Source organism: Pseudomonas sp. L13 (genome assembly GCF_009935965.1).
Taxonomy (GTDB): domain Bacteria; phylum Pseudomonadota; class Gammaproteobacteria; order Pseudomonadales; family Pseudomonadaceae; genus Aquipseudomonas; species Aquipseudomonas lactis.
The window spans coordinates 45,542-66,177 of the sequence record NZ_QODJ01000019.1 but is presented as its reverse complement, the minus strand read 5'-3'; the positions used below and the strand labels follow the sequence as shown (position 1 = coordinate 66,177).

Sequence of the window (20,636 nt, the reverse complement as noted above, 5' to 3'; positions counted from 1 at the left end):
GGCCTAGAGTGGCGGTGTTTGCGCATGCGCAGTGTTTGCCCTGTAAGAGGGCAGTAGTAGCGGAGTCGATATGCGTCGGTCTGTGGTAGAGCAAAACGGAAAAGTCGAGGCATTGCCCGCCTTCCATCGCTTGAGCTGGGAGGGTGCCGGCTGGCTCAGCCGCCTGTGGTGGGTGCCGATCCTGGCGCTGGCCATGGCGCTGCGGTTTTACCACCTCACCTCGGCGGCGATCTGGGGCGACGAAGGCTCAAGCCTGTTGCTCAGCGAATACGCCCTGGCCGACCTGTGGTTTCACGCAGCCCATGATGTGCACCCGCCGCTGTATTTCTTCCTGCTGCGCGGTTGGATCGAGGTGTTCGGCGACAGCATCGGCTCGATTCGCAGCCTGAGTGCGATCCCCGGTGTGGCCGTCGTGGGCCTGGGCATCTGGCTGACACGGCAATTGTCCACCCGACGCGCGGCCGTGCTGGCGGGGATCCTGTTGGCGCTGCTGCCGACCGCAGTGCGCTACAGCCAGGAAGTGCGCATGTATTCGCTGCTGGGCGTGTGGCTACTGGGCGCCACGCTGGCGCTGGTGTACTGGGTGAAGCAGCCCGAACGCACGCGCTATGGGGCTGTGTATGTGCTGTTGATGAGCGCCGGCTTTTATACCCACTACTTCACCGCGCTGTGCGTGCTGGTGCATTGGGCGTACCTGGGGTTGCAGGCGCCAGGTCAGCGCTTGATCACGCGGCCTGCCTGGTGGGCGGCCAACGTGGCGATAGTGTTGTTGTATCTGCCCTGGCTGCCCAGCCTGCTGGATTTGGTGCAGCACGTCGAACAGCTCAAAGTCGGCGGCGACATTGGTTGGGAAGAGCCGGTCAACCTGCTGTCTCTGCCGTCGATGGTCTGGCAGTTTTTGTTGCAGGATGAAGGTCTCGGCCTGTGGTCGCCGCTGTTCTGGCTGTTCCCCCTGTTGCTGGCCGTGGTGGTCGTACTGGCGGCCTGGCGCAACCCCGCGGCGCGCCTGCCGGCACTGTTTTGCCTGCTGCCGCTGCTGCTGGTCTATGGCGTGTCTTTTATCTCGCCGGTGTTTATCGAGCGTTACCTAACGGTGTATGCGTTGGGCCTGCCGATAGTCCTGGCGCTTGCCATCGACCGTCTGCCGTACCGTTTGTCCTGGCTGGGCGTGGCGCTGTTCGCGCTGTTTGTGGGCGTAGAACTGCTGGGGTTGAAGAACAATTTTGAGGTGGATGAACACGACCAGTTCAACGTGCCCGTGGAGTTCGTCAATCGCAACTACCAGGAAGGCGACCGCATCGTTCTCAGTGACATGATGTGGTACCTCAGCTACGTGTATTACGACCAGACAGACGCCCAACTGCAGCTCTTCACACCGCCCAAACCCGACGGCACCGCGACTCGTCCGAATGCCTATGGCTTCGGCACGCTGGTGGACCAGGACGGTGGCCGCATCTATCTGGACCGCCTGTCCGCACTGCCTGCTCAAACGCGACGGGTATGGTTAATCAGCAGCAACGAAGCCCCGGATGAATTTGCGCCACTGCCCAACGGCTGGCGCGAACTCAGTCGCCAGGACGGCGGTGGCGCCAGGGCGCGGCTGTTCGTGCTATGCAACGCACCGGCGCCGCAACCTGAAGGCTGCCGCTAGACTCACTTCAACCTGTTTATGAGGAGCCTTTCATGGAATCGCCAGTACACAGCTTGCCGGCTTTGTTCAAACAGCTTGGCTTGCCGCACGACCCGGCCAGTATCGAGCAATTTGTCGCCTCTCATTCGCCGCTCAAGCCGGAGTTGAAACTGGCGGACGCGTTTTTTTGGACGGATAGCCAGAGGGCGTTTTTGCGTGAGGAAATTCTGGACGATGCGGATTGGGCAGTAGTGGTGGATGAGTTGAACTTGATGTTGCGGGGTGGGCGAGGGGTGTAAAAAACTGAGCAGAAAGGCCAAAACTTGAAAAAAATTGATGAGGCTTGAAAAAATCTAGGCTTTAATCGCGCAAGTGAACTTTTTCTGAGGTCGCGCGATGTCTTTGGTCGGCTATGCCCATCTTCACCAACTCCTCGGGTTGAAAGCCATTGCGCCTGCTCGTTCCGCGATGGTCAAGCCCGTCACCCGCATCTCGTTGATTGGCGATTGCCTTGCTGTTCCCCAAGCGGTTGCGCCTGCAGCCGATTCGGTGCTCGACCATATTCTTTTTGCCCTCAAGCACGAAGGCATAAATCTCGCAATTCTCGCTCAGGCACTTGACGCGGTCAGCGCAGATCAATTGCTGCAAGAGCTGAATAAGGCACCTAACGGCGTATTCATCCGCAAGGCCTGCTATTTATGGGAGGGCCTGACGTTGCAACGGCTCGATTACAGCAAACCTATCAACAGCCGAGTTTCTCCCCTGTTTGATCCGCAACGCTACGTAACGGGGCCGTCTACACGCAATTCTCGCTGGCGTATCGACTTCAACGGTTTGGGCTCATTGGCCTATTGCGCGACAGTCGAGCGTACGTCTGAAATCGACGCCTTACTGAGTCTAGACATACTGGGCCGTGCCAAATCCTTCATGGCCACCCTCCCACCCGAAATGATGGACCGCGCCATCCAGTGGGCGTACCTGCACGAAACCCGCGATTCATTTGCCATCGAAAAAGAACAACCCAGCGAAGAAAAATCCCGTCGTTTCGTCCAACTCCTGCGCCAGGCCCACGAAGGCCGTTTGCTCACCGAGGACTACTTGGTCGAGCTGCAAAACAGCACCGTCTCCAACCCCTTCGACAAAGCCGTCGCGTTTCGCCACGAACAGAACCATCTGCACAACGGGCTGCGCGGCGCAGCCGGTGTGAGCTACGTACCGCCAGCCCCTGCGCTTTGCCAGGAACTGATGGAAGAGCTGATGGCCTTCGCCAACCAGCCCGTGCGAGACGTCGATCCTTTGGTTGCGGCCGCGGTCACCGCTTTCGGTTTCGTGTTCCTGCACCCGTTCATGGACGGTAATGGGCGCCTGTCTCGCTTCCTGATTCACCAGACGCTCTGCCACTACGGCGCACTGGAAAATGGCTTGCTGCTACCGGTCTCCGTCGCCATGAAGCACGAGGAACAAGCCTATCTGGAGGCACTCAAGACCTTCTCCCAGCCGACTCGGGAATTCTGGAACGTCACTTGGCTGGATGCGGACCATATGGCGTTCGACTTCATCGGCCACCCTTCGATCTATCGCTACTGGGATGCGACCCGCTGCGTCGAATTCACCCTGCAAATGGCCCGCCGCGCACTGGAAGTGGAACTGCGCGAAGAAACCGAATTCCTCGACCGTTACGACCGTGTGATCAAAGCGGTGAACCAACGCTACGACGTGCGCGGCAGTGATCTGTCGAAGCTGGTGATGATGTGCCTGGATAACGGTGGGAAGCTTTCCAAGCATCGGCGTAAGCAGTTTCAGTACAGCGTGGCGGAGGAGGTGTTTGGGTTTATTGAGAACGAGAGCCTGAGATTGATGGGCGAGTAAGAGGTCATCCAGTCACGCCAGATGAGGCGTATGAAAAAAAGGAGGGTGCAAAATGAGCCATCGCAGAATTTGGCTGTTTTGGGGAGCGATGGATGCGATTTATCTCATTTGGTATGCGTCCAATAGTTTTTTAAACAATAGAATTCCGTATCTAAGTGATGTGATAAGCGCTTCAAATGTTTTGCGAACGCACGGTGAGGTGCAAATAGTTATGTTTGTGGGGGCGTTGGTTTTACAGGCCTCAATTTTTGCATCCTGCGCCATGTTTTTTCTTCAGAAAAAATCAGTCGTGTGGCTTGTCTTTTTTCAAACCCCCTTACGACTGGTGCTCGTTATCCCCTCCGTTTCGCTCCTGTTGATTGGCGCTCGAGTTTTGCCGCAGTACAACGTACTGGCAATGGCTGGATTGATCGGTGCGTCGGAGATTTTAAAAGTCTGGAGCGTTTGGCGATGGAGCAAAAAATGCTGACGCTGACCTAATGTGGGAGCGGGCTTGCCCGCGAAGGCGGCGTGTCAGTCACTGAATATTCAACTGAACCACCGCTTTCGCAGGCAAGCCAGCTCCCACATTTTGTTTGTCGTATGGCGAATATCGCGATTTGCTGGTGCCCACCCTCAAATCCCCTTTACTCAAGCCACATCCCACCACTCATCTGCGAAATTGTTTCAAAACTTGACGGCAAACCCTTCCTCCACCATATTGATAGTTAGCAAACTAACTGTATGCGAACTATCCAGTGCCTCAATCCCTCGAACAACTCCAGATGAGCCTCAGCAGCAGCATGGTGGTGGGCGCCCGTAATTGGCGCAAAATCTGCCAGACCACGCTGGTCAGCTATGGCATCTCCGAAGCCTGCGCCGTGCCGTTGTTGATGATCGGTCGCTTGGGCGACGGAGTGCATCAAGTCAAAGTCGCCCAGGCTTCCGGTATGGAAAGCCCATCACTGGTGCGCCTGCTCGACCGGCTGTGCGGTGACGGTTACGTCTGCCGCACCGAAGACATCCACGACCGACGCGCCAAGGCCCTGAGCCTTACCGAGCGTGGCCGTGAGTTGGTGCAGGCGGTGGAGGCGCAACTGGTGCGTCTGCGCAAGGACGTGTTGGCGGATATCGCCGCCGACGATCTGCAAGCCGCACTGCGTGTATTGCGCGCCTTCGAAGCGGCTGAGGCTGTGTCGCCTTGAACGGATTTTTTACCGGCTTCCCGCCTGCCCGCGACTGGTTCTACGGGGTGCGTACCTTCGCCGCGTCGATGATTGCGTTGTACATCGCCATGTTGATGCAAATGCCACGTCCGTACTGGGCGATGGCCACGGTGTATATCGTCTCCAGCCCGTTTGTCGGGCCCACCAGCTCCAAGGCTTTGTACCGCGCCATTGGCACCTTTATGGGCGCAGCTGCGGCGGTGCTGTTTGTGCCGATGTTCGTGCAGTCGCCTTACCTGTTGGTGGTGGTGATCGCGTTATGGACGGGCACCTTGCTGTTCCTCTCGATGCACCTGCGTACGGCCAATAATTACGCATTGATGCTGGCCGGCTATACCTTGCCGCTGATCGCCCTGCCAGTAGTGGATAACCCCTTGGCCGTCTGGGATGTGGCCGAGGCGCGTACCGAAGAAATCTTCCTCGGCATTGCGGTCGCGGCAGTGGTGGGCGCGATGTTCTGGCCACGGCGCCTGATGCCGGTGTTCGATGGCTCGGTGGCCAAGTGGTTCAGCGACGCTCAGGTCTACAGCCAGCGCTTTCTCAGCCGCAAGGTCGACCCCGAAGAAGTCAGCAACCTGCGCGGGGGCATGGTCGCTACCTTCAACACCCTCGAATTGATGATCGGCCAACTGCCCCACGAAGGCGCGCGCCCGCAGACCGTGCGCAACACCAAGGAACTGCGCGGGCGCATGATTCACCTGCTGCCGGTGATCGACGCATTGGATGATGCGGTGTATGCCATTGAGCACCGTGCGCCGGAGTTTCTTGATCAGCTCACGCCGCTGCTGGAAGAGGCCAACGCCTGGCTGCAAAGCACCACCGAAGCTGCGCCACTGGAACGCTGGCGCGTGCTGCGCGACAAGATCGACGCCGCCCAACCCCGAGGCGAAGCGCTGGATGACCGTCACACCTTGCTGTTCTCCAACGCCCTGTACCGCTTGGGCGAATGGGTCGACCTGTGGCAAGACTGCCGCAGCCTGCAAGCCGCCATCCAGTGTGAAAGCCAGGACACCTGGCGCGCCGTCTACCGCCACTGGCGCCTGGGCCGGCTCACGCCGTTCCTCGACCGTGGGCTGATGTTCTACTCGGCGTTCTCCACCGTCACCGCAATCATCGTCGCCTCGGTGCTGTGGATTCTGCTGGGCTGGACCGACGGCGGCAGCGCCGTCATCCTCGCCGCCGTGGCGTGCAGCTTCTTCGCCTCGATGGACGACCCGGCGCCGCAGATCTACCGGTTCTTTTTCTGGACCGCCATGTCGGTGCTGTTCGCCAGCCTGTATCTGTTTCTAGTGCTGCCCAACCTGCATGACTTCCCCATGCTGGTGCTGGCCTTCGCCGTGCCGTTTATCTGCATCGGCACCCTCACCGTGCAGCCACGCTTCTACTTGGGCATGTTGCTGACGCTGGTGAACACCTCGTCCTTCATCAGCATCCAGGGCGCCTATGACGCGGACTTTCTTAACTTCGCCAACGTCAACCTGGCCGGGCCCGTGGGTCTGCTGTTCGCGTTCGTGTGGACGCTGATCGCCCGGCCATTCGGCGCTGAACTGGCGGCCAAGCGCCTCACCCGTTTCAGTTGGCGCGATATCGTCAGCCTCACCGAGCCCGCCACCCTGGCCGAGCATCGGCACATGGCCGCACAAATGCTCGACCGCCTGATGCAGCACCTGCCGCGCCTGGCTCTCACCGGCCAGGACACCGGCATCGCCCTGCGCGACCTGCGTGTTGCACTAAACCTGCTCGACCTGCTGGCCTACTCGCCACGCATCCTCGGTGTGCCACGGGTGTTGCTCAACCAGGTGGTGGAGGGTGTGGGCGGTTACTTCAAGGCGTGCCTCAAGGCGGGTGAACGCTTGCCTGCGCCCAGCGGTCTGCTGATGACCCTGGACCGCACGCGCCGCGCCCTCAACGGCCAGGGCCTGCAAGACGAAGACGACACGCGCCTGCATCTGCTGCACGCCTTGGCCGGCCTGCGCCTGGCGCTGTTGCCCGGCGTGGAGTTCATTGGCGGTACAGAGATGCAAGCGCCGTTACCTGATGGAGCGCCTTTATGATCGGTGACCTGGATATCAGCGGGGTGTTCCTGCCTACGCTGCTGGTGCTGATGGGCATTACTTATGTGTTGTTTCTGGTGGTGCACGGGCTGTTGACGCGCATGCACTTCTATCGCCTGGTCTGGCACCGGGCATTGTTCAATGTGGGGCTCTACGCGCTGTTGCTGGGCGCGGTGGACTCACTCAGTCGATATTTGATGACATGAAAAAACCTTTTTTGACTATCGGCCGTGTCGTCCTGACGTTGTTGGTCGTGAGTTTCGCGGTCGTCGTGGTGTGGCGCATGGTCATGTACTACATGTTTGCGCCCTGGACCCGTGACGGCCACATCCGTGCCGACATCGTGCAGATCGCCCCGGACGTGTCCGGGCTGATCCAGCGCGTGGACGTGCGCGACAACCAGTTGGTGACCAAGGGCCAGGTGCTCTTCGCCGTTGACCAGGACCGCTTCAAGCTGGCCCTGCGCCAAGCCCAGGCCGCCGTGGCCGACCGCCAGGAAACCCTGGCCCAGGCCCAGCGCGAGTACAAGCGTAACCGTGGCCTGGGCAACCTGGTGCCCAGCGAACAACTGGAAGAAAGCCAGTCCCGCGTCGCCCGCGCCCAATCGGCCCTGGCCGAAGCGCAAGTAACGGTGGACTCCGCCCAACTCAACCTCGACCGCTCGGTGATCCGCAGCCCCGTGGACGGCTACGTCAACGACCGCGCACCGCGTACCCAGGAATTCGTCACCGCCGGGCGCCCGGTGCTGTCGGTGGTGGACAGCAACTCGTTCCATATCGACGGTTACTTCGAAGAGACCAAGCTCGACGGTATCCACGTCGGCATGGGCGTGGACATCCGTGTGATCGGCGACAATGCGCGCCTGCATGGCCACGTGCAGAGCATCGTCGCCGGTATCGAAGACCGCGACCGCAGCAGCGGCTCCAACCTGTTGCCCAACGTCAACCCGGCGTTCAGTTGGGTGCGTCTGGCCCAGCGGATCCCGGTGCGGATTGCCTTTGATGACGTGCCGGCGGACTTTCGCATGATCGCCGGGCGCACCGCGACGGTGTCGATCATCGACGACAAGGTCAAAGACGGGGACAAACCATGAAGCGGCTTCTGGCAACCGCTTCCCTGGGGTTGTTACTGTCGGCCTGCCAAGTGGTGGGGCCCGATTACAAATTGCCGGAACAGGCTGCGGTCAACCGTGGCGACCTGCAAGGGCCGATCATGGGCGAGGGCAGCCACGTCGTCTCGGCACCGGTGCCGGCCGATTGGTGGAGGCTGTACAAAGACCCGCGCCTGGACGAGCTGGTGCGCCAGGCCATGGCCTCCAACACCGACCTGCGCGTGGCCGCCGCCAACCTGCAGCGCTCGCGTTACCAGGTGCAGCAGGCTGAATCCGCTGGCGGCTGGAGTGCCGGCGTCAAGGCCGAGGCCCAGCGCTTGCAGGAGTCTGGCGAGGCCTTCTTGCTGCCGGACAAAGTCCCGGTAGGCAATATCGGTAGCGTCGGGATTACCACGTCCTATCAATTCGACCTGTTCGGCACCTTGCAGCGCGGCATCGAAAGCGCCAAGGCCAGCGCCGATGCCACCCAAGCCGCGGCGGATATCGCCCGTATTACCCTGGTGGCCGATGTGGTGCGCTCCTATACCCAGGTGTGCGCGGCCAACGAAGAACTGGCGATTGCCAACGAGTCCCTCGACCTGCAAGCCCAGAGCACCAAACTGACCCAGCGCCTGCGCGATGCCGGGCGTGGCGATGAGACCCAGGTGACTCGCTCGCAAACCCAATACAAATCCTTGCGCGCCGACATACCGCGCTATGAAGCCTCGCGTCAGGCGGCGTTGTTCCGGCTGTCGATGTTGCTGGCCAAACCGGTCGACCAACTGCCCGCGGGCACCGGCACCTGCGCCGAGCTGCCACATATCGCCCAATTGCTGCCGGTGGGCGACGGCGCCACGCTGCTCAAGCGCCGCCCGGACGTGCGCCAGGCCGAACGGCAACTGGCTGCCGCGACCGCACGTATCGGCGTGGCCACCGGCGCGCTGTATCCGGATATCAGCATCGGCGCCACGGTAGGCACCGTGGGCCTGCTGGAAAACCTCGGTACACCGGCCACCAACCGCTGGGGCTTTGGCCCGATGATCAGCTGGACCGTGCCGACCAACGGCGCCCGCGCCCGTGTGCATGAAGCCGAAGCTGCGACCCAGGGCGCCCTGGCCCACTTCGACGGCGTGGTGCTCAATGCCATCCGCGAAACCCAGACCGGCCTGGCCCAATACACCGCCGTGTTGCAACGCCGCGACGCCCTAGCCGACGCCGAACAGTCGGCGCGAGAAGCGGCAGGCCAGACCCACCGCTTCTTCCAGGCCGGCCGCGAATCCTTCCTGGCCGATCTGCAAGCCACGCGCACCTACACCGATATGCGTGCGCAATTGGCGGCCGCCAACACCCAGGTTGCGATGAGCCAGATCGACCTGTTCCTGGCCCTGGGCGGCGGTTGGGAAAGCGGACGAACGCAAGGGCAAAAACCCGGCAAACCGTGAGGTGATTGCTATGCTTTCTTGGGTGAGGCCCGCTGACGCCTCGCCCGACAAAGCTCGCGTTTGCTCATGGGGATTCCAAGAATGAAAAACCCTTATGCTCCCGCTTTCTGGTGCGTGCTCTTTGCACTGGTGTTGTTATCGGCCGCGTATTTTTATGGCGTCATGCTCGCCCATCAACTCGACAAGGCCATGGTGTTCCTCGACAGCGCCTGCCTGGTGATCGGCACCTTGTCCATCGGCGTGGTGGCCTGGGCGTCGTATCAAAACCTGCGGGTGAAGAAAAAACTCCTCGAACAGGGCAAGACCCGCGTGGCGATCTGGGACACCAAGGTTGCCCTGCGCCGCGTCGAAACCGTATTCGACCGCTATTTCTGGGGCAGCTACTGGCAGCCGGGGCGCACGTTCCAGGAAGTCATGGGCGACCTCACCGGCACGCCGCTGGAAAAAAGCCTCGAAGTCCTGAAAAAACAATGCGTGCTGCTGGACCGACAGGTTGCCGACGGTAGGCATTGGCTGGATAACGCGCGGGAATTGTCCGACGTGGCCACGCAAATGGCCCGCGAGCGCTACCAGCTGGATTTTTGCGACCCCAAGGCCGACACCCCCGGCAATGCCGTGATACACCGCGAATTCGAGGTGTTGGTGTACACCTGGACCGCGCGCTTGAAGAGTTTTGATCACCAACTGGATGAAGTCGAACAAGAGTACTCCTGAACTCCTGCTGAACTGATCCCTCTGAAAGGCTGGGCCGTTTACGCCCGCCAGTGCTAATCTTCCCCAGCCTTTGGCCTCTCGGGCCACGACTGTAGGAGCGAGCTTGCTCGCGAAAGACGCCATTGATAACGCGTGCATTCTGAATGAGCGCGGTGCCTATGCGGTCTTCGCGAGCAAGCTCGCTCCTACAGGGACCCCTATAGGGTTCAAGGAAGACAGCCCACTTCTCACAGGATTTGATCAGGTCACTTCATGAATAAGCCAGCCGTTGTTTTCTTGGGTTTTGTTGTCGCCGTCGGCGCCGTCAGTGCGGGCGGTGCCTGGTACACCGGTAAACAACTGGAGCCGGTCCTGCAAACCGCTATCCAGAGCGCCAATAAAGAACTGCAGACCTCCATGGCCGGCGTCGATGGCAGCGTGACCCTGGAGCTGGTGTCCCTGGACCGTGGCGTGTTCAGCAGCACCGCGCACTATCGCCTCAAGGGCCAAGGCAGCGTGTTCGGCGAAGACAACCCGAACCCTGAATTGCTGTTCGTCGACCATATCGAACACGGCCCGCTGCCGTTCTCGCGCCTGGTGACCCTCAAGTGGTTGCCGGTCATGGCCACCAGTCACTACGAACTGGAAAAGAACCCCACCACCGAAAAATGGTTTGCCGCCAGCAAAGACGTGTCGCCGCTCAAAGGCGTGGCGAATATCGGCTATAGCCGTTCGGTCAGCGGCAACATCGAACTGCTGCCCCTGGAATTCAAAGAGGCCACCTCCTCGGTGAGCTTCTCCGGCGCCAACCTCAACTTCGACAGCAGTGCCGAAGGCCAGAAGGTCAAGGCCGAAGGCTTCATGAACAGCCTCAAGGTTGCCGCAGTGGACGCCGAAGGCGCACCGTTCGAAGCAGAACTGGCCGGCCTGACCGTGGCCAGCAACCTGGAAAAAACCACCTTCGGTTTCTACACCGGCCAGAACACCGTGGAGCTGACCGACACCAAGGTCACCTTCGGCCCGCAGAAAGCCGTGCTGACCCTCAAGGGTTTCGAGCAGAAAGACTCCAGCGAAACCAAAGACAACAACCTGGCTGGCCGCGTCGACTACAAGATCGACGAGATCGGCTACCAGGGTAAAGCGGTAGGTTCGGCCGCCATGGCCGTGAGCATGAAGAACGTCGACATTCCGGCGATGCTGGTGCTGACCAAGCTCTACCAAGACAAGATGCAACCGGTGCAAGCCGCCGCCGCTGCCGGTCAACCGGTGCCGGAGCTGCAAATGACCGAAGCCGAGCAGGCCATGGCCGAAGCCAACGTCAACCAGGTGCTGGCCGCCAAGCCGCAACTGGCCGTCGAAAACCTGTCGCTCAAAACCACCCGTGGCGAAAGCAAGTTCAACCTGGTGGTGGACCTGACCAAGCCAACGTCCATGGAACTGCCACCGGTTGAACTGGGCAAGCAAATGGTCTCGCTGCTGGATGCCAACCTCACCCTGTCCAAGCCGATGATCAGCGACGTGGCGGCCCTGCAAGCCCAGGTGGGCGGCGTGACCGACCCGAAAGCCATCGAACAGCAATCGCAGATGGCGGCCGAGATGGTCAGCAGCATGGCGGTTGGCACCCAAATGGCGACCCTGGTGGGCACCGATGTGGTTTCCAAACTGCACTACGCCAACAACGAAGTGACCTTCAACGGCCAGAAGATGACCGTTGAGCAGTTCCTCAGCTTTGTGATGTCCAAAGCCGGTGCGGTCAGCAGCGCCCAATAAACCTGAAATGCAGTAAAAAAAATGTGGGAGCGGGCTTGTGTGGGAGCTGGCTTGCCTGCGATAGCATCACCTCGGTCTGGCTGAATAACCGAGGTGCCTGCATCGCGGGCAAGCCCGGCTCCCACCCAAATCTTGCTCCCACATTTGTTTTGTGTGAGGGGCAAAACACCGCGCTCGCACAATTCTGAATAAATGTTTTGATTTGAGCTTTTCTGAACCGCGCTCGGTGATAGTGCATCCAGGAAAGCTAGGTCGGGTCACGAGACGCCGACACCCTGATGCGTTTCGCTCAGGATCACCTATCGTTAAGGCTTTCCGTGTGTAAGGAAGCTCACGATATGCTGCGAAACCACCCCTACAGTGCCTCCGGCCGGTTGCGTCTGCTTATCGGGGCCGCCCTGTGCAGCCAATTGCTGGTCCCAGGCCTTGCGTTTGCCGACCCAGCCTACGACGCCCTGATCATCCAGGCCCGCAACGGCCACTTCACGCCGGCGCTGACCCAACTGCGCCAACTCTCCGCCGAACGCCAGACCCCAGGCCAGGTCAGCGACCACCTGGTGATCGCCGGCTGGGCCGGGCAAGACGCCGAAGTGCTCAAGGTGTACGAGGCGCAAGGCAAACATCGCAACCTCACCACCCAGGCACTCGCCACGGTGGCGCGCACTTATCGCAATCAAAAGCAGTGGGCTCAGGCCGAAGCGGTCTATCGCCAGGCGCTGCTGCGTGAACCCAATAACGTCGACCTGCAACTGGGCCAGGCCCTCACCCAAGCCGATGGCGGCAAAGCCAACGAAGCGGTGCAACGCCTGCGCACGCTGGTGGCCGCCCAACCCAATGACCCCAACCGCCGCATGGCCCTGGGGTATGCGCTGACACGCGCCGGTTTGAACTACGACGCACTGTTCGAATTCGACCAAGCCTTTATCCGCGCCGGTGACAAGCCCGAAGTGGCCCGCGAATACATCGTCGCCCTGCAAAAGGCCCGCCTGCCGGAGCCGGCACTGCGCCTCTCAGCCCAGCGCCCGGGGTTGGTGGACGCCGTCACCCAGCGCCGCCTCGAAGGCGACCTTGCCGCCGAGCGTGTGCGTATGGCCGAGTTCGCCACGCGCAGCGAAAAGGAACGCTACGTCATCGCTGACCGTGCCCTGCAGGACTACGACAAACTGATCAGCCGCTGGGCCCCCGACGCCACAGCCAAGGACGACGTCATCCGCTGGCGCATCGACCGCCTGGGCGCGCTCAAGGCGCGAGCACGGCATGCCGAGGTGATCCGCGATTACCAAACCCTCACCAGCGAAGGCGTGCAACTGCCCACCTACGCGTTGCGTTGGGTCGCCGGCTCTTACCTGGAACAACGCCAGCCGGAAAAGGCCGAGCCGTTGTATCGCCAGGTACTCACCGCCCCCGACACCGACGCCAGCTATCGGGTCGATGACAGCACGGCGCTGTTCTACGCCTTGTTGGAAAGCGACAAGGTCGACGAGGCTCGCCAGGTCGCCAACAACCTGGCCAAGGAGCAAAACCCCCGCGTCGAACTCAAGGGCTTGCCCATTGGCAACCCCAATGACAACTGGATGGACGCCCAACAATTATCCGCCCAGGCCGGCACCTATGGTGGTGACCTGCCCGGCAGCGAAGCCAGCCTGGAAGCCCTGGTGGCCAAAGCACCCGGCAACGTGGGTCTGCGCCTGGCTCAGGCCGACATGTACCGTGCCCGCGACTGGCCGCGCCGCGCCGAAGGCACGCTCAAGGAAACCGAAACCCAGGCCCCCCGCGACATCGGCCTGGAAGTCTCCCAAGCCTATACCGCCATGGACTTGCAAGAGTGGCGGCAGATGGACACGCTCACCGACGACGTGCTCGCCCGCAACCCGGACAACCGTCAGGTGCAGCGCCTGAGCCGCCTGCGCGATGTGCACGACATGGCCGAGCTGCGTGTCGAGGCCTACACCGGCAAAAGCTACGGTGGCGGCAATAACAACGACGCCGGCGTCGTCTCCGGCAGCCGAGACTGGGGCATCGAAAGCGTGATCTACACGCCGCCCATCGACGAAGACTGGCGCCTGTTCGCCGGCGCCGGCTATGCCACCGCCGACTTCGAGGAAGGCACTGGCCAACATCGCTGGCAGCGCGTGGGCGTGGAGCGTCGCACCCGTGACATGACCATCGAAGCCGAAGTGTCCAACCATTCCTATGGCGACGGCTCCAAGCAAGGCGCCAGCGTGTCGATTGCCCGCGACATCAACGACCACTGGCAATACGGCGGCAGCCTTGGCTATTTGCTCAGCACCACGCCGTTGCGGGCCCTGAATGACGGTGTCACAGCCAACGGCGGCAGCGGTTTTATCCGCTGGCGCGCCAACGAAAGCCGCGAGTGGAAACTGACCCTCAGCCCGTCCCATTTCAGCGACGGCAACGACCGCTTCGAAGCCTTGCTCACCGGCCGCGAGGGCCTCTACAGCTCGCCCCATGTGCAAGTGGACCTGGGCCTGGAAGTGGGCGCCAGCCGCAACAGCAAGGAAGACACCGTGTACTTCAACCCGAAGTCGGATTTCACGGTGTTGCCCATGATCAACGTCAATCACGTGCTCTATCACCGCTACGAAACCCAGTGGAGTCAGCAGTTCCAAATCGGCGCGGGTACCTACAGCCAGCGTGACTACTCCACCGGCGGTATTGGCCTGATTGGCTACGGCCAACGCTATCGCTGGAATGACGTACTGGAAATGGGCGCCAACCTCAGCCTGATCAGCCGACCTTATGACGGTGATCGCGAACGCGATCTGCGCCTGCTCGTCGACCTCACTTACCGTTTCTAAAAGAGCCTGACCATGACCGTCCTCAGCCGTTGCTTGTTGGTCCTGGGTGTAATGCTGGCCGCCGCCTGCGCCCAACAACCCGCGCCCTACACCCCACCCGCCGAACGGCCGATAGCGCCCAACGAAGCGCCGTGGCCGAAGAATCACTTTTTGGGCATTGCCTATCACGACGTGGAAGACCGCGACCCCGATCAAGCCGTGGTGGCGGTGCGCACAGAGCGTTTGATCGAGCAACTGGCGTGGCTGCGGGAGAATGGCTACCAGGCGGTCAGCGTCGATCAGATTCTTGCGGCCCGGCGCGGCGGCCCGGCATTGCCGCCCAAGGCGGTGATGCTCAGCTTCGATGACGGTTATTCCAGCTTCTATACCCGCGTGATGCCGATTCTGCGTGCTTATCACTGGCCAGCTCTGTTGGCCCCGGTGGGCTCCTGGATCGACACGCCGTTGAACCAACCGGTGGACTTTGCTGGTACACCACGGCCACGCGGAGAATTCCTGACGTGGCAGCAGATTCGCGAAGTGTCCCAGTCCGGCCTGGTGGAAATCGCCGCCCACACCGACGCCAATCACAAGGGCATCCTGGCCAACCCCCAGGGCAACCTGGAACCGGCCGCCACCACGCGAAGCTTTGACCCCAAGACCAACGGTTACGAAAGCGAAGCGCAGTTCCAGGCGCGTATGCGGGCTGACGTCGCCGCGATTTCGAACAAAATCCGGACCGTCACCGGCAAGGCGCCGCGTGTATGGGTATGGCCGTACGGGGCAGCCGATGGCACCTCGTTGGCGGTGGTCGGCGAGCACGGCTATGAAATGGCGTTGACCCTGGAGGACGGGCTCGACGACCTCGGCAACCTGATGAACAGCCCGCGCTTTCTAGTGGCCTCCGACCCGGACGGCGAGCATTTTGCCAACAGCATGGTGGCTGTGCAGGCCAAGGCGCCGATGCGCGTGTTGCATGTAGACCTGGACAACGTGTACGACCCCGACCCGGCCCAACAGGCGCGCAACCTCGACGTGCTGGTTCAGCGCGTGGTGGACATGGGCGCCGGCACCGTCTTCCTGCAAGCCTTTGCCGACCCCAAGGGTGACGGCCTGGTGCATTCGCTGTACTTCCCCAACCGCCACCTGCCGATGCGTGCCGACCTGTTCAACCGGGTCGCCTGGCAATTGCACACCCGTGCCCATGCCAGTGTGTATGCCTGGATGCCGGTGCTGAGTTTTGCCCTGGACCCCAAGCTGCCGCGTGTCACCCGCTGGGACCCGAAAACCGGCCAGGTCGGCCCCGACCCGGATCAATACAAACGCCTGTCGCCATTTGATCCCAAGGTGCGGCAGATCATCGGTGAAATCTACCAAGACCTGGCGCGGGTAGGGCCGATTGACGGCATCCTTTACCACGACGATGCGGTGTTCAATGACTTCGAAGACGCCAGCCCCGCCGCGCTCAAGGCCTATGCGGCCCAAGGTTTGCCGAACAACATCGCCGCCCTGCGGGCCGACCCGGCCGTGATGCAGCGCTGGACCCGCTTCAAAAGCCGCTACTTGATCGACTTCACCCATGAGCTCACGGCCAAGGTCCGCGCCATCCGTGGCCCGCAGGTGCTGACGGCGCGCAATATCTTCGCCGAGCCCATGCTCAACCCTGGCAGCGAAACCTGGTTCGCGCAGAACCTCGATGACTTCCTCCAGGCCTACGACTGGACCGCGCCGATGGCCATGCCGTTGATGGAAGGCCAGGAAGCGAAAACCTCCAACGCCTGGCTGGAAAAACTCATCGCCACGGTCAAGACGCGCCCTGGCGCAATGGAAAAAACCATCTTCGAATTGCAAGCCAAAGACTGGCGCACCCAGGCCGCACCGGATATCAGCGCTGAGCAATTGGCAGAGTGGATGGGTGTACTCAAACGCCAGGGCGTCACCAGTTTCGGCTACTACCCGGACAACTTCCTGGAAAACTCCCCGGACTTGAAGACCATCCGTCCGGCCCTCTCCAACCAATGGAACCCTTGATCATGGTTGACAGAATCCTGGCTCTATTCGTGTTGGCACTGGTACTGGGCTTGCCCCTGGGCCTGATCTTCCTGGTGACCGGGCAGTTCCTGATGGACTTCGTGTTCTTCTATCCGTTGTTCATGTCGGCGCTGTGGATCGCCGGTGGCCTGTACTTCTGGCTGCACTGGGAACGCCACTGGCCCTGGGAAGAAGACACGCCGGCGCCGACCCTGGCCGGCGAGCCGCTGATCTCGATCATCATCCCTTGCTACAACGAGGGCGATAACGTCGCCGACACCATTGATGCGGCCCTCGGCCAGGTGTACCCGAACATCGAAGTGATCGCGGTCAACGATGGCTCCAGCGACAACACTGCCGCGGTACTCGACGCCCTGGCGTTGCAACACCCGCGCCTGCGCGTGCTGCACCTGGCGCAGAACCAGGGCAAGGCCGTGGCCCTGCGCATGGGCGCCGTGGCCGCCCGCAGCGAATACCTGGTGTGCATCGACGGCGATGCCTTGCTGGATAAAAACGCGGCGGCCTATATGGTTGCGCCGATGCTCGACAACCCGCGCCTGGGTGCCGTCACCGGCAACCCGCGCATTCGTACCCGCTCGACCCTGATCGGCCGGGTGCAGGTGGGCGAGTTCTCCTCGATCATCGGTTTGATCAAGCGTACCCAGCGGGTGTTTGGCCGGATCTTCACGGTCTCCGGTGTGGTGGTGGCGTTTCGCAAGAAAGCCCTGGACCGCATCGACTACTGGAGCACCGACATGATCACCGAGGACATCGATGTCAGTTGGAAGCTGCAACTCGATCACTGGGCGATCTTCTACGAGCCGCGCGCGCTGTGCTGGATCCTCATGCCCGAAACCGTCGGCGGCCTGTGGAAGCAACGCCTGCGTTGGGCCCAGGGCGGCGCCGAAGTGCTGTTCAAGAACATCCGTGGCATCTGGCAATGGCGCCACCGCTACCTGTGGCCGCTGCTGTTCGAATACTGCCTGTCCACCGGTTGGGCCTTCACCTTCCTGCTGTCGGTGATCTTCTGGGCCGTGGGTAAATTCGTCACGCTGCCGGCGGCGATCACCGTGAGCTCGTTGGTGCCGCCCGCGTTCACCGGCCTGGTGCTGGCGATGGTGTGCCTGCTGCAGTTTGCGGTGAGCATCCTGATCGACCGGCGCTACGAAAAAGACCTGTGGAAAACCCTGTTCTGGACCGTGTGGTACCCGATGGTGTTCTGGCTGGTCAGCCTGCTCACCACCCTGGTCAGCTTTCCCAAGGTGTTGTTCAACCAGCATCAGAAACGCGCCCGCTGGGTCAGCCCGGACCGCGGTATCAAACCTGCACAAGAGGAGGCGTGACTATGAAACTGGTCAGAACTCGCCAAAACACACTGATGTGGATCGTCGATGTGCTGCTGACCCTGCTGGCCTGGGGTGGGCTGGTTTGGCTGCTGGCGCGAGGCATCAGCGCCATGCTTGAAACCCATGGCGGCCCCCGCATCGAGGCGCCGATCTTTGCCGCGCTCAACACCTTGCAGGTTTACCTGTGGATCGCGCTGTTCAACGCGGTGATCCTGATCAGTTGGGCGCGCTATCAGCAGCATCGCGGGCGCAAATTCGCCCAGCGCCGCGCCGAGGCCAATGCACTGAGCGACCAGCACCTGAGTGAAAGTTTCAACTTGGGCGATGGCGACCTCGAACAACTGCGCCGCCCCGGCGTGCTGGTCATCCACAACGACGAAGAAGGCGGCGTCGAAGAAGTGAAATCCCACGTCTCCCGCGACGTCGAACGCCCTGGCCTGACCCTGGTGCCCGACAAAGACAAGGGCATTGGCTAGACCTAAGCGAACGCAATGCCCAAAGCAATGAAGATCCAATGTGGGAGCTGGCTTGCCTGCGAAAGCGGTAGTGCAGTAAGAGTTGCAGTGACTGACACACCGCCTTCGCGGGCAAGCCCGCTCCCACAGGTAGTATTTCCACCCATCGCTTGCAGTGGTTCACTCCTCTTGTTGGAATTCCGATAAATGGGATCCAATTCACAAAACCCCCGCGAACTTTTCCCCCTTCTCCGGTACTAACCTAACTCGACGAACACCTGATGGCTAAGTAATGGCAGTCAGAAAGTCATTCGTCGAATCGCCATCAAAACAGTTGCCGCTTGTCGGAATAATCACCGTAAGTGCCCGACTTAAACTCTTTTGATGAAAAATTATTATTAGTAATCAACAGGTTAGAAATCTAATCAGTCGAACGGCCCCACTTCGCTCGTTTCTAGGCGAGCTGGAAGTTCGATGTTAGTTTCGCGGCCCTTGATTTTCGATGGATCGAACATGTCTTCGTTATTGCCATGGACCCGGTTACTGCTCTGCACCTTCCTGCTCAGCTGCATGGGCCTGAACAGTGCATCCGCCGCCCCCACGCCTGGCGATCAGGACTTGATCCGCGACCGGCAGAACCGTTTGCTTGAAGAGCAACAGCGGCGCCTGCAGGAACTCCAGGACCTGCCCGGCAAAGCGGACAAGCCCCAAGCCCCGGCCACCCCGGCTGGCACCCGTTGCTTCCCGATCAAAACCATCGAACTCAAAGGCGCCGACAGCCTGCCGGCGCCCGACCGCGAGCGTTTGCTCAAGCCCTACATTGGCCAATGCCTAGGCGTGTCCCAGCTAAACGACCTGCTCAAAACCATCACCGACTACTACCTTGGCAAAGGCCGCGTCACCAGCCGTGCCTACCTGCCGCAGCAAGACCTCTCCACCGGCCATCTGCAGGTGTTGGTGGTGGAAGGCAAGCTCGAAGCCCTGCGCAGCGCCGAAGGCAGCACGGTGACCGAGCGCGAACTGGCCATGGCCTTTCCTGGCAAGGTCGGTGAAGCGCTGAACCTGCGCGAAATCGAGCAACTGGTGGACCAGCTCAACCGCCTGCCGTCCAAACAGGCGCAGATGGAGCTCACCCCCGGCCAGCAAGTGGGCGGCAGCGACGTGGTGGTCAAGAACACCGCGCAAAAGCCCTGGCGCGCCAGCCTCTCGCGCAACAACGACGGGCAGAAAAGCACCGGCGAACAGCAATGGGGCGCGGGCCTGGAGTGGGACAGCCCACTCGGCCTGGGCGACCAACTGATGCTGCGCGGCGGCCACGACGCCATCAGCGACCACCAGAAAACCTCGAAAAACACCATGCTCTACTACAACGTGCCCTGGGGCTGGTGGAACTTCAGCTACACCTACAGCGAAAGTGACTACCGCACCTACGGCGTCACCGACGGCTTCAAATACAAGCAGGACGGCGACAACCAGAACCACCAACTGCGCGCCGAGCGGGTGGTCCACCGTGACGACGTCAGCAAGACCTCGGTCAACGTCGGCCTGGCGCACCTGCGCACCAACAACTACATCCTCGACGTGCGCACCGCGCCCAGCAGCAACCGCCTCAGCGAACTGCAACTGGGCGTCAACCACGGTCGGCGCATCGGCAGTGCCTTCGTCAACCTGGACCTGGGCATGCAAAGCGGCATCGGCCTGCTCGACGCCCAGGCCCAAGACGAGCGTGACCCAGCAGGCCGTCGCCAGCCGAACTCGCGCTACCGCAAATACACCGCCACCGTCAGCTACCTGCAACCGTTCAGCCTGTGGGGCGAGTCGTTCAGTTTCAGCAGTTTGGCCACCGGCCAACGCAGCGAAGACCCGCTGTTTTCGCCGCAGCGCATGAGCCTCGGCGGCTCGGCCTCGGTGCGTGGCTTCAAGGACCAGTTGCTGACCGGCGACAGCGGCGGCTACTGGCGCAACGAAGTGCGCTGGGCGCGCCCGGTGACCCTCGACTGGATGCGCCCAGCCTTCTTCGAATACGGCGCCAGCGTCGGCTACGACCAGGGCGTGATCCGCAACGACCGCTACAACGATAACGTTCATGGCCGGGTGTCCAGCAACTCCCTGGAGCTGTTCGCCCGTGGCAAACACGTCAGCACCAGCGTGACCTTTGCCCATTCTTTAGAAAGACCCGGTGTGGTGACCGAGCGCGAAGCGCCGATTTATTTCCGCATGGATTTCTTCCTGTAATTCAACGCCCCGCTGCAT

Annotated in this window: 16 protein-coding genes; all 16 read left to right on the top strand. The window is 61.3% G+C overall.

The annotated features are described in order from the left end of the window. Nucleotides 1-70 precede the first annotated feature (70 nt). The 16 genes from DK871_RS12115 (at nucleotide 71) to DK871_RS12040 (ending at nucleotide 20,618) form a co-directional block, all read left to right on the top strand. Nucleotides 71-1,651, top strand: a complete 1,581-nt coding sequence (locus DK871_RS12115) for a glycosyltransferase family 39 protein (protein WP_161905197.1) — start codon at nucleotides 71-73, stop codon at nucleotides 1,649-1,651. Nucleotides 1,652-1,683: 32 nt separating this feature from the next. Continuing rightward, a complete protein-coding gene (locus DK871_RS12110) occupies nucleotides 1,684-1,929 on the top strand; it encodes a DUF2789 domain-containing protein (protein WP_161905196.1) in 246 nt (81 codons plus the stop codon). 97 nt (nucleotides 1,930-2,026) lie between these two features. Then, nucleotides 2,027-3,499 carry a Fic family protein gene (locus DK871_RS12105; protein WP_161905195.1) on the top strand — a complete coding sequence of 491 codons (1,473 nt, stop codon included), beginning with the start codon at nucleotides 2,027-2,029 and terminating at the stop codon, nucleotides 3,497-3,499. Nucleotides 3,500-3,551: 52 nt separating this feature from the next. After that, a complete protein-coding gene (locus DK871_RS12100) occupies nucleotides 3,552-3,968 on the top strand; it encodes a hypothetical protein (RefSeq protein ID WP_161905194.1) in 417 nt (138 codons plus the stop codon). A 295-nt stretch (nucleotides 3,969-4,263) separates the two neighbouring features. Continuing rightward, the gene (locus tag DK871_RS12095; protein ID WP_161905193.1) at nucleotides 4,264-4,683 is read left to right on the top strand and encodes a MarR family winged helix-turn-helix transcriptional regulator; all 420 of its coding nucleotides are present in this window, start codon (nucleotides 4,264-4,266) and stop codon (nucleotides 4,681-4,683) included. Then, a complete protein-coding gene (locus tag DK871_RS12090; protein ID WP_161905192.1) occupies nucleotides 4,680-6,758 on the top strand; it encodes an FUSC family protein in 2,079 nt (692 codons plus the stop codon). Before DK871_RS12095 ends, DK871_RS12090 begins: the two co-directional genes overlap by 4 nt. Continuing rightward, nucleotides 6,755-6,964: a DUF1656 domain-containing protein gene (locus DK871_RS12085; RefSeq protein ID WP_003187469.1), complete on the top strand. Its 210-nt coding sequence runs from the start codon at nucleotides 6,755-6,757 to the stop codon at nucleotides 6,962-6,964. Before DK871_RS12090 ends, DK871_RS12085 begins: the two co-directional genes overlap by 4 nt. Next, on the top strand, nucleotides 6,961-7,851 hold the full coding sequence (locus DK871_RS12080; protein WP_032894228.1) for an HlyD family secretion protein: 891 nt from the start codon (nucleotides 6,961-6,963) through the stop codon (nucleotides 7,849-7,851). Before DK871_RS12085 ends, DK871_RS12080 begins: the two co-directional genes overlap by 4 nt. Continuing rightward, nucleotides 7,848-9,290: an efflux transporter outer membrane subunit gene (locus DK871_RS12075; protein ID WP_161905191.1), complete on the top strand. Its 1,443-nt coding sequence runs from the start codon at nucleotides 7,848-7,850 to the stop codon at nucleotides 9,288-9,290. The genes DK871_RS12080 and DK871_RS12075 overlap by 4 nt, the downstream gene beginning before the upstream one ends. Nucleotides 9,291-9,371: 81 nt before the next feature. Beyond that, nucleotides 9,372-10,004, top strand: a complete 633-nt coding sequence (locus tag DK871_RS12070) for an NADH:ubiquinone oxidoreductase subunit N (RefSeq protein WP_161905190.1) — start codon at nucleotides 9,372-9,374, stop codon at nucleotides 10,002-10,004. 252 nt (nucleotides 10,005-10,256) lie between these two features. Continuing rightward, complete coding sequence (locus DK871_RS12065; protein WP_161905189.1) at nucleotides 10,257-11,753, top strand: YdgA family protein; 1,497 nt, start codon at nucleotides 10,257-10,259, stop codon at nucleotides 11,751-11,753. A 338-nt stretch (nucleotides 11,754-12,091) separates the two neighbouring features. Then, nucleotides 12,092-14,572, top strand: a complete 2,481-nt coding sequence (pgaA, locus tag DK871_RS12060; protein WP_161905188.1) for a poly-beta-1,6 N-acetyl-D-glucosamine export porin PgaA — start codon at nucleotides 12,092-12,094, stop codon at nucleotides 14,570-14,572. Nucleotides 14,573-14,584: 12 nt separating this feature from the next. Beyond that, nucleotides 14,585-16,582, top strand: coding sequence for a poly-beta-1,6-N-acetyl-D-glucosamine N-deacetylase PgaB (gene pgaB / locus DK871_RS12055; RefSeq protein WP_161905187.1), 1,998 nt, complete (start codon nucleotides 14,585-14,587; stop codon nucleotides 16,580-16,582). 2 nt (nucleotides 16,583-16,584) lie between these two features. After that, nucleotides 16,585-17,925: a poly-beta-1,6-N-acetyl-D-glucosamine synthase gene (gene pgaC, locus DK871_RS12050; RefSeq protein ID WP_014716391.1), complete on the top strand. Its 1,341-nt coding sequence runs from the start codon at nucleotides 16,585-16,587 to the stop codon at nucleotides 17,923-17,925. Between the two features lie 2 nt (nucleotides 17,926-17,927). After that, on the top strand, nucleotides 17,928-18,404 hold the full coding sequence (pgaD, locus tag DK871_RS12045) for a poly-beta-1,6-N-acetyl-D-glucosamine biosynthesis protein PgaD (RefSeq protein ID WP_161905186.1): 477 nt from the start codon (nucleotides 17,928-17,930) through the stop codon (nucleotides 18,402-18,404). Between the two features lie 492 nt (nucleotides 18,405-18,896). After that, a complete protein-coding gene (locus DK871_RS12040; RefSeq protein WP_161905185.1) occupies nucleotides 18,897-20,618 on the top strand; it encodes a ShlB/FhaC/HecB family hemolysin secretion/activation protein in 1,722 nt (573 codons plus the stop codon). Nucleotides 20,619-20,636 lie beyond the last annotated feature (18 nt).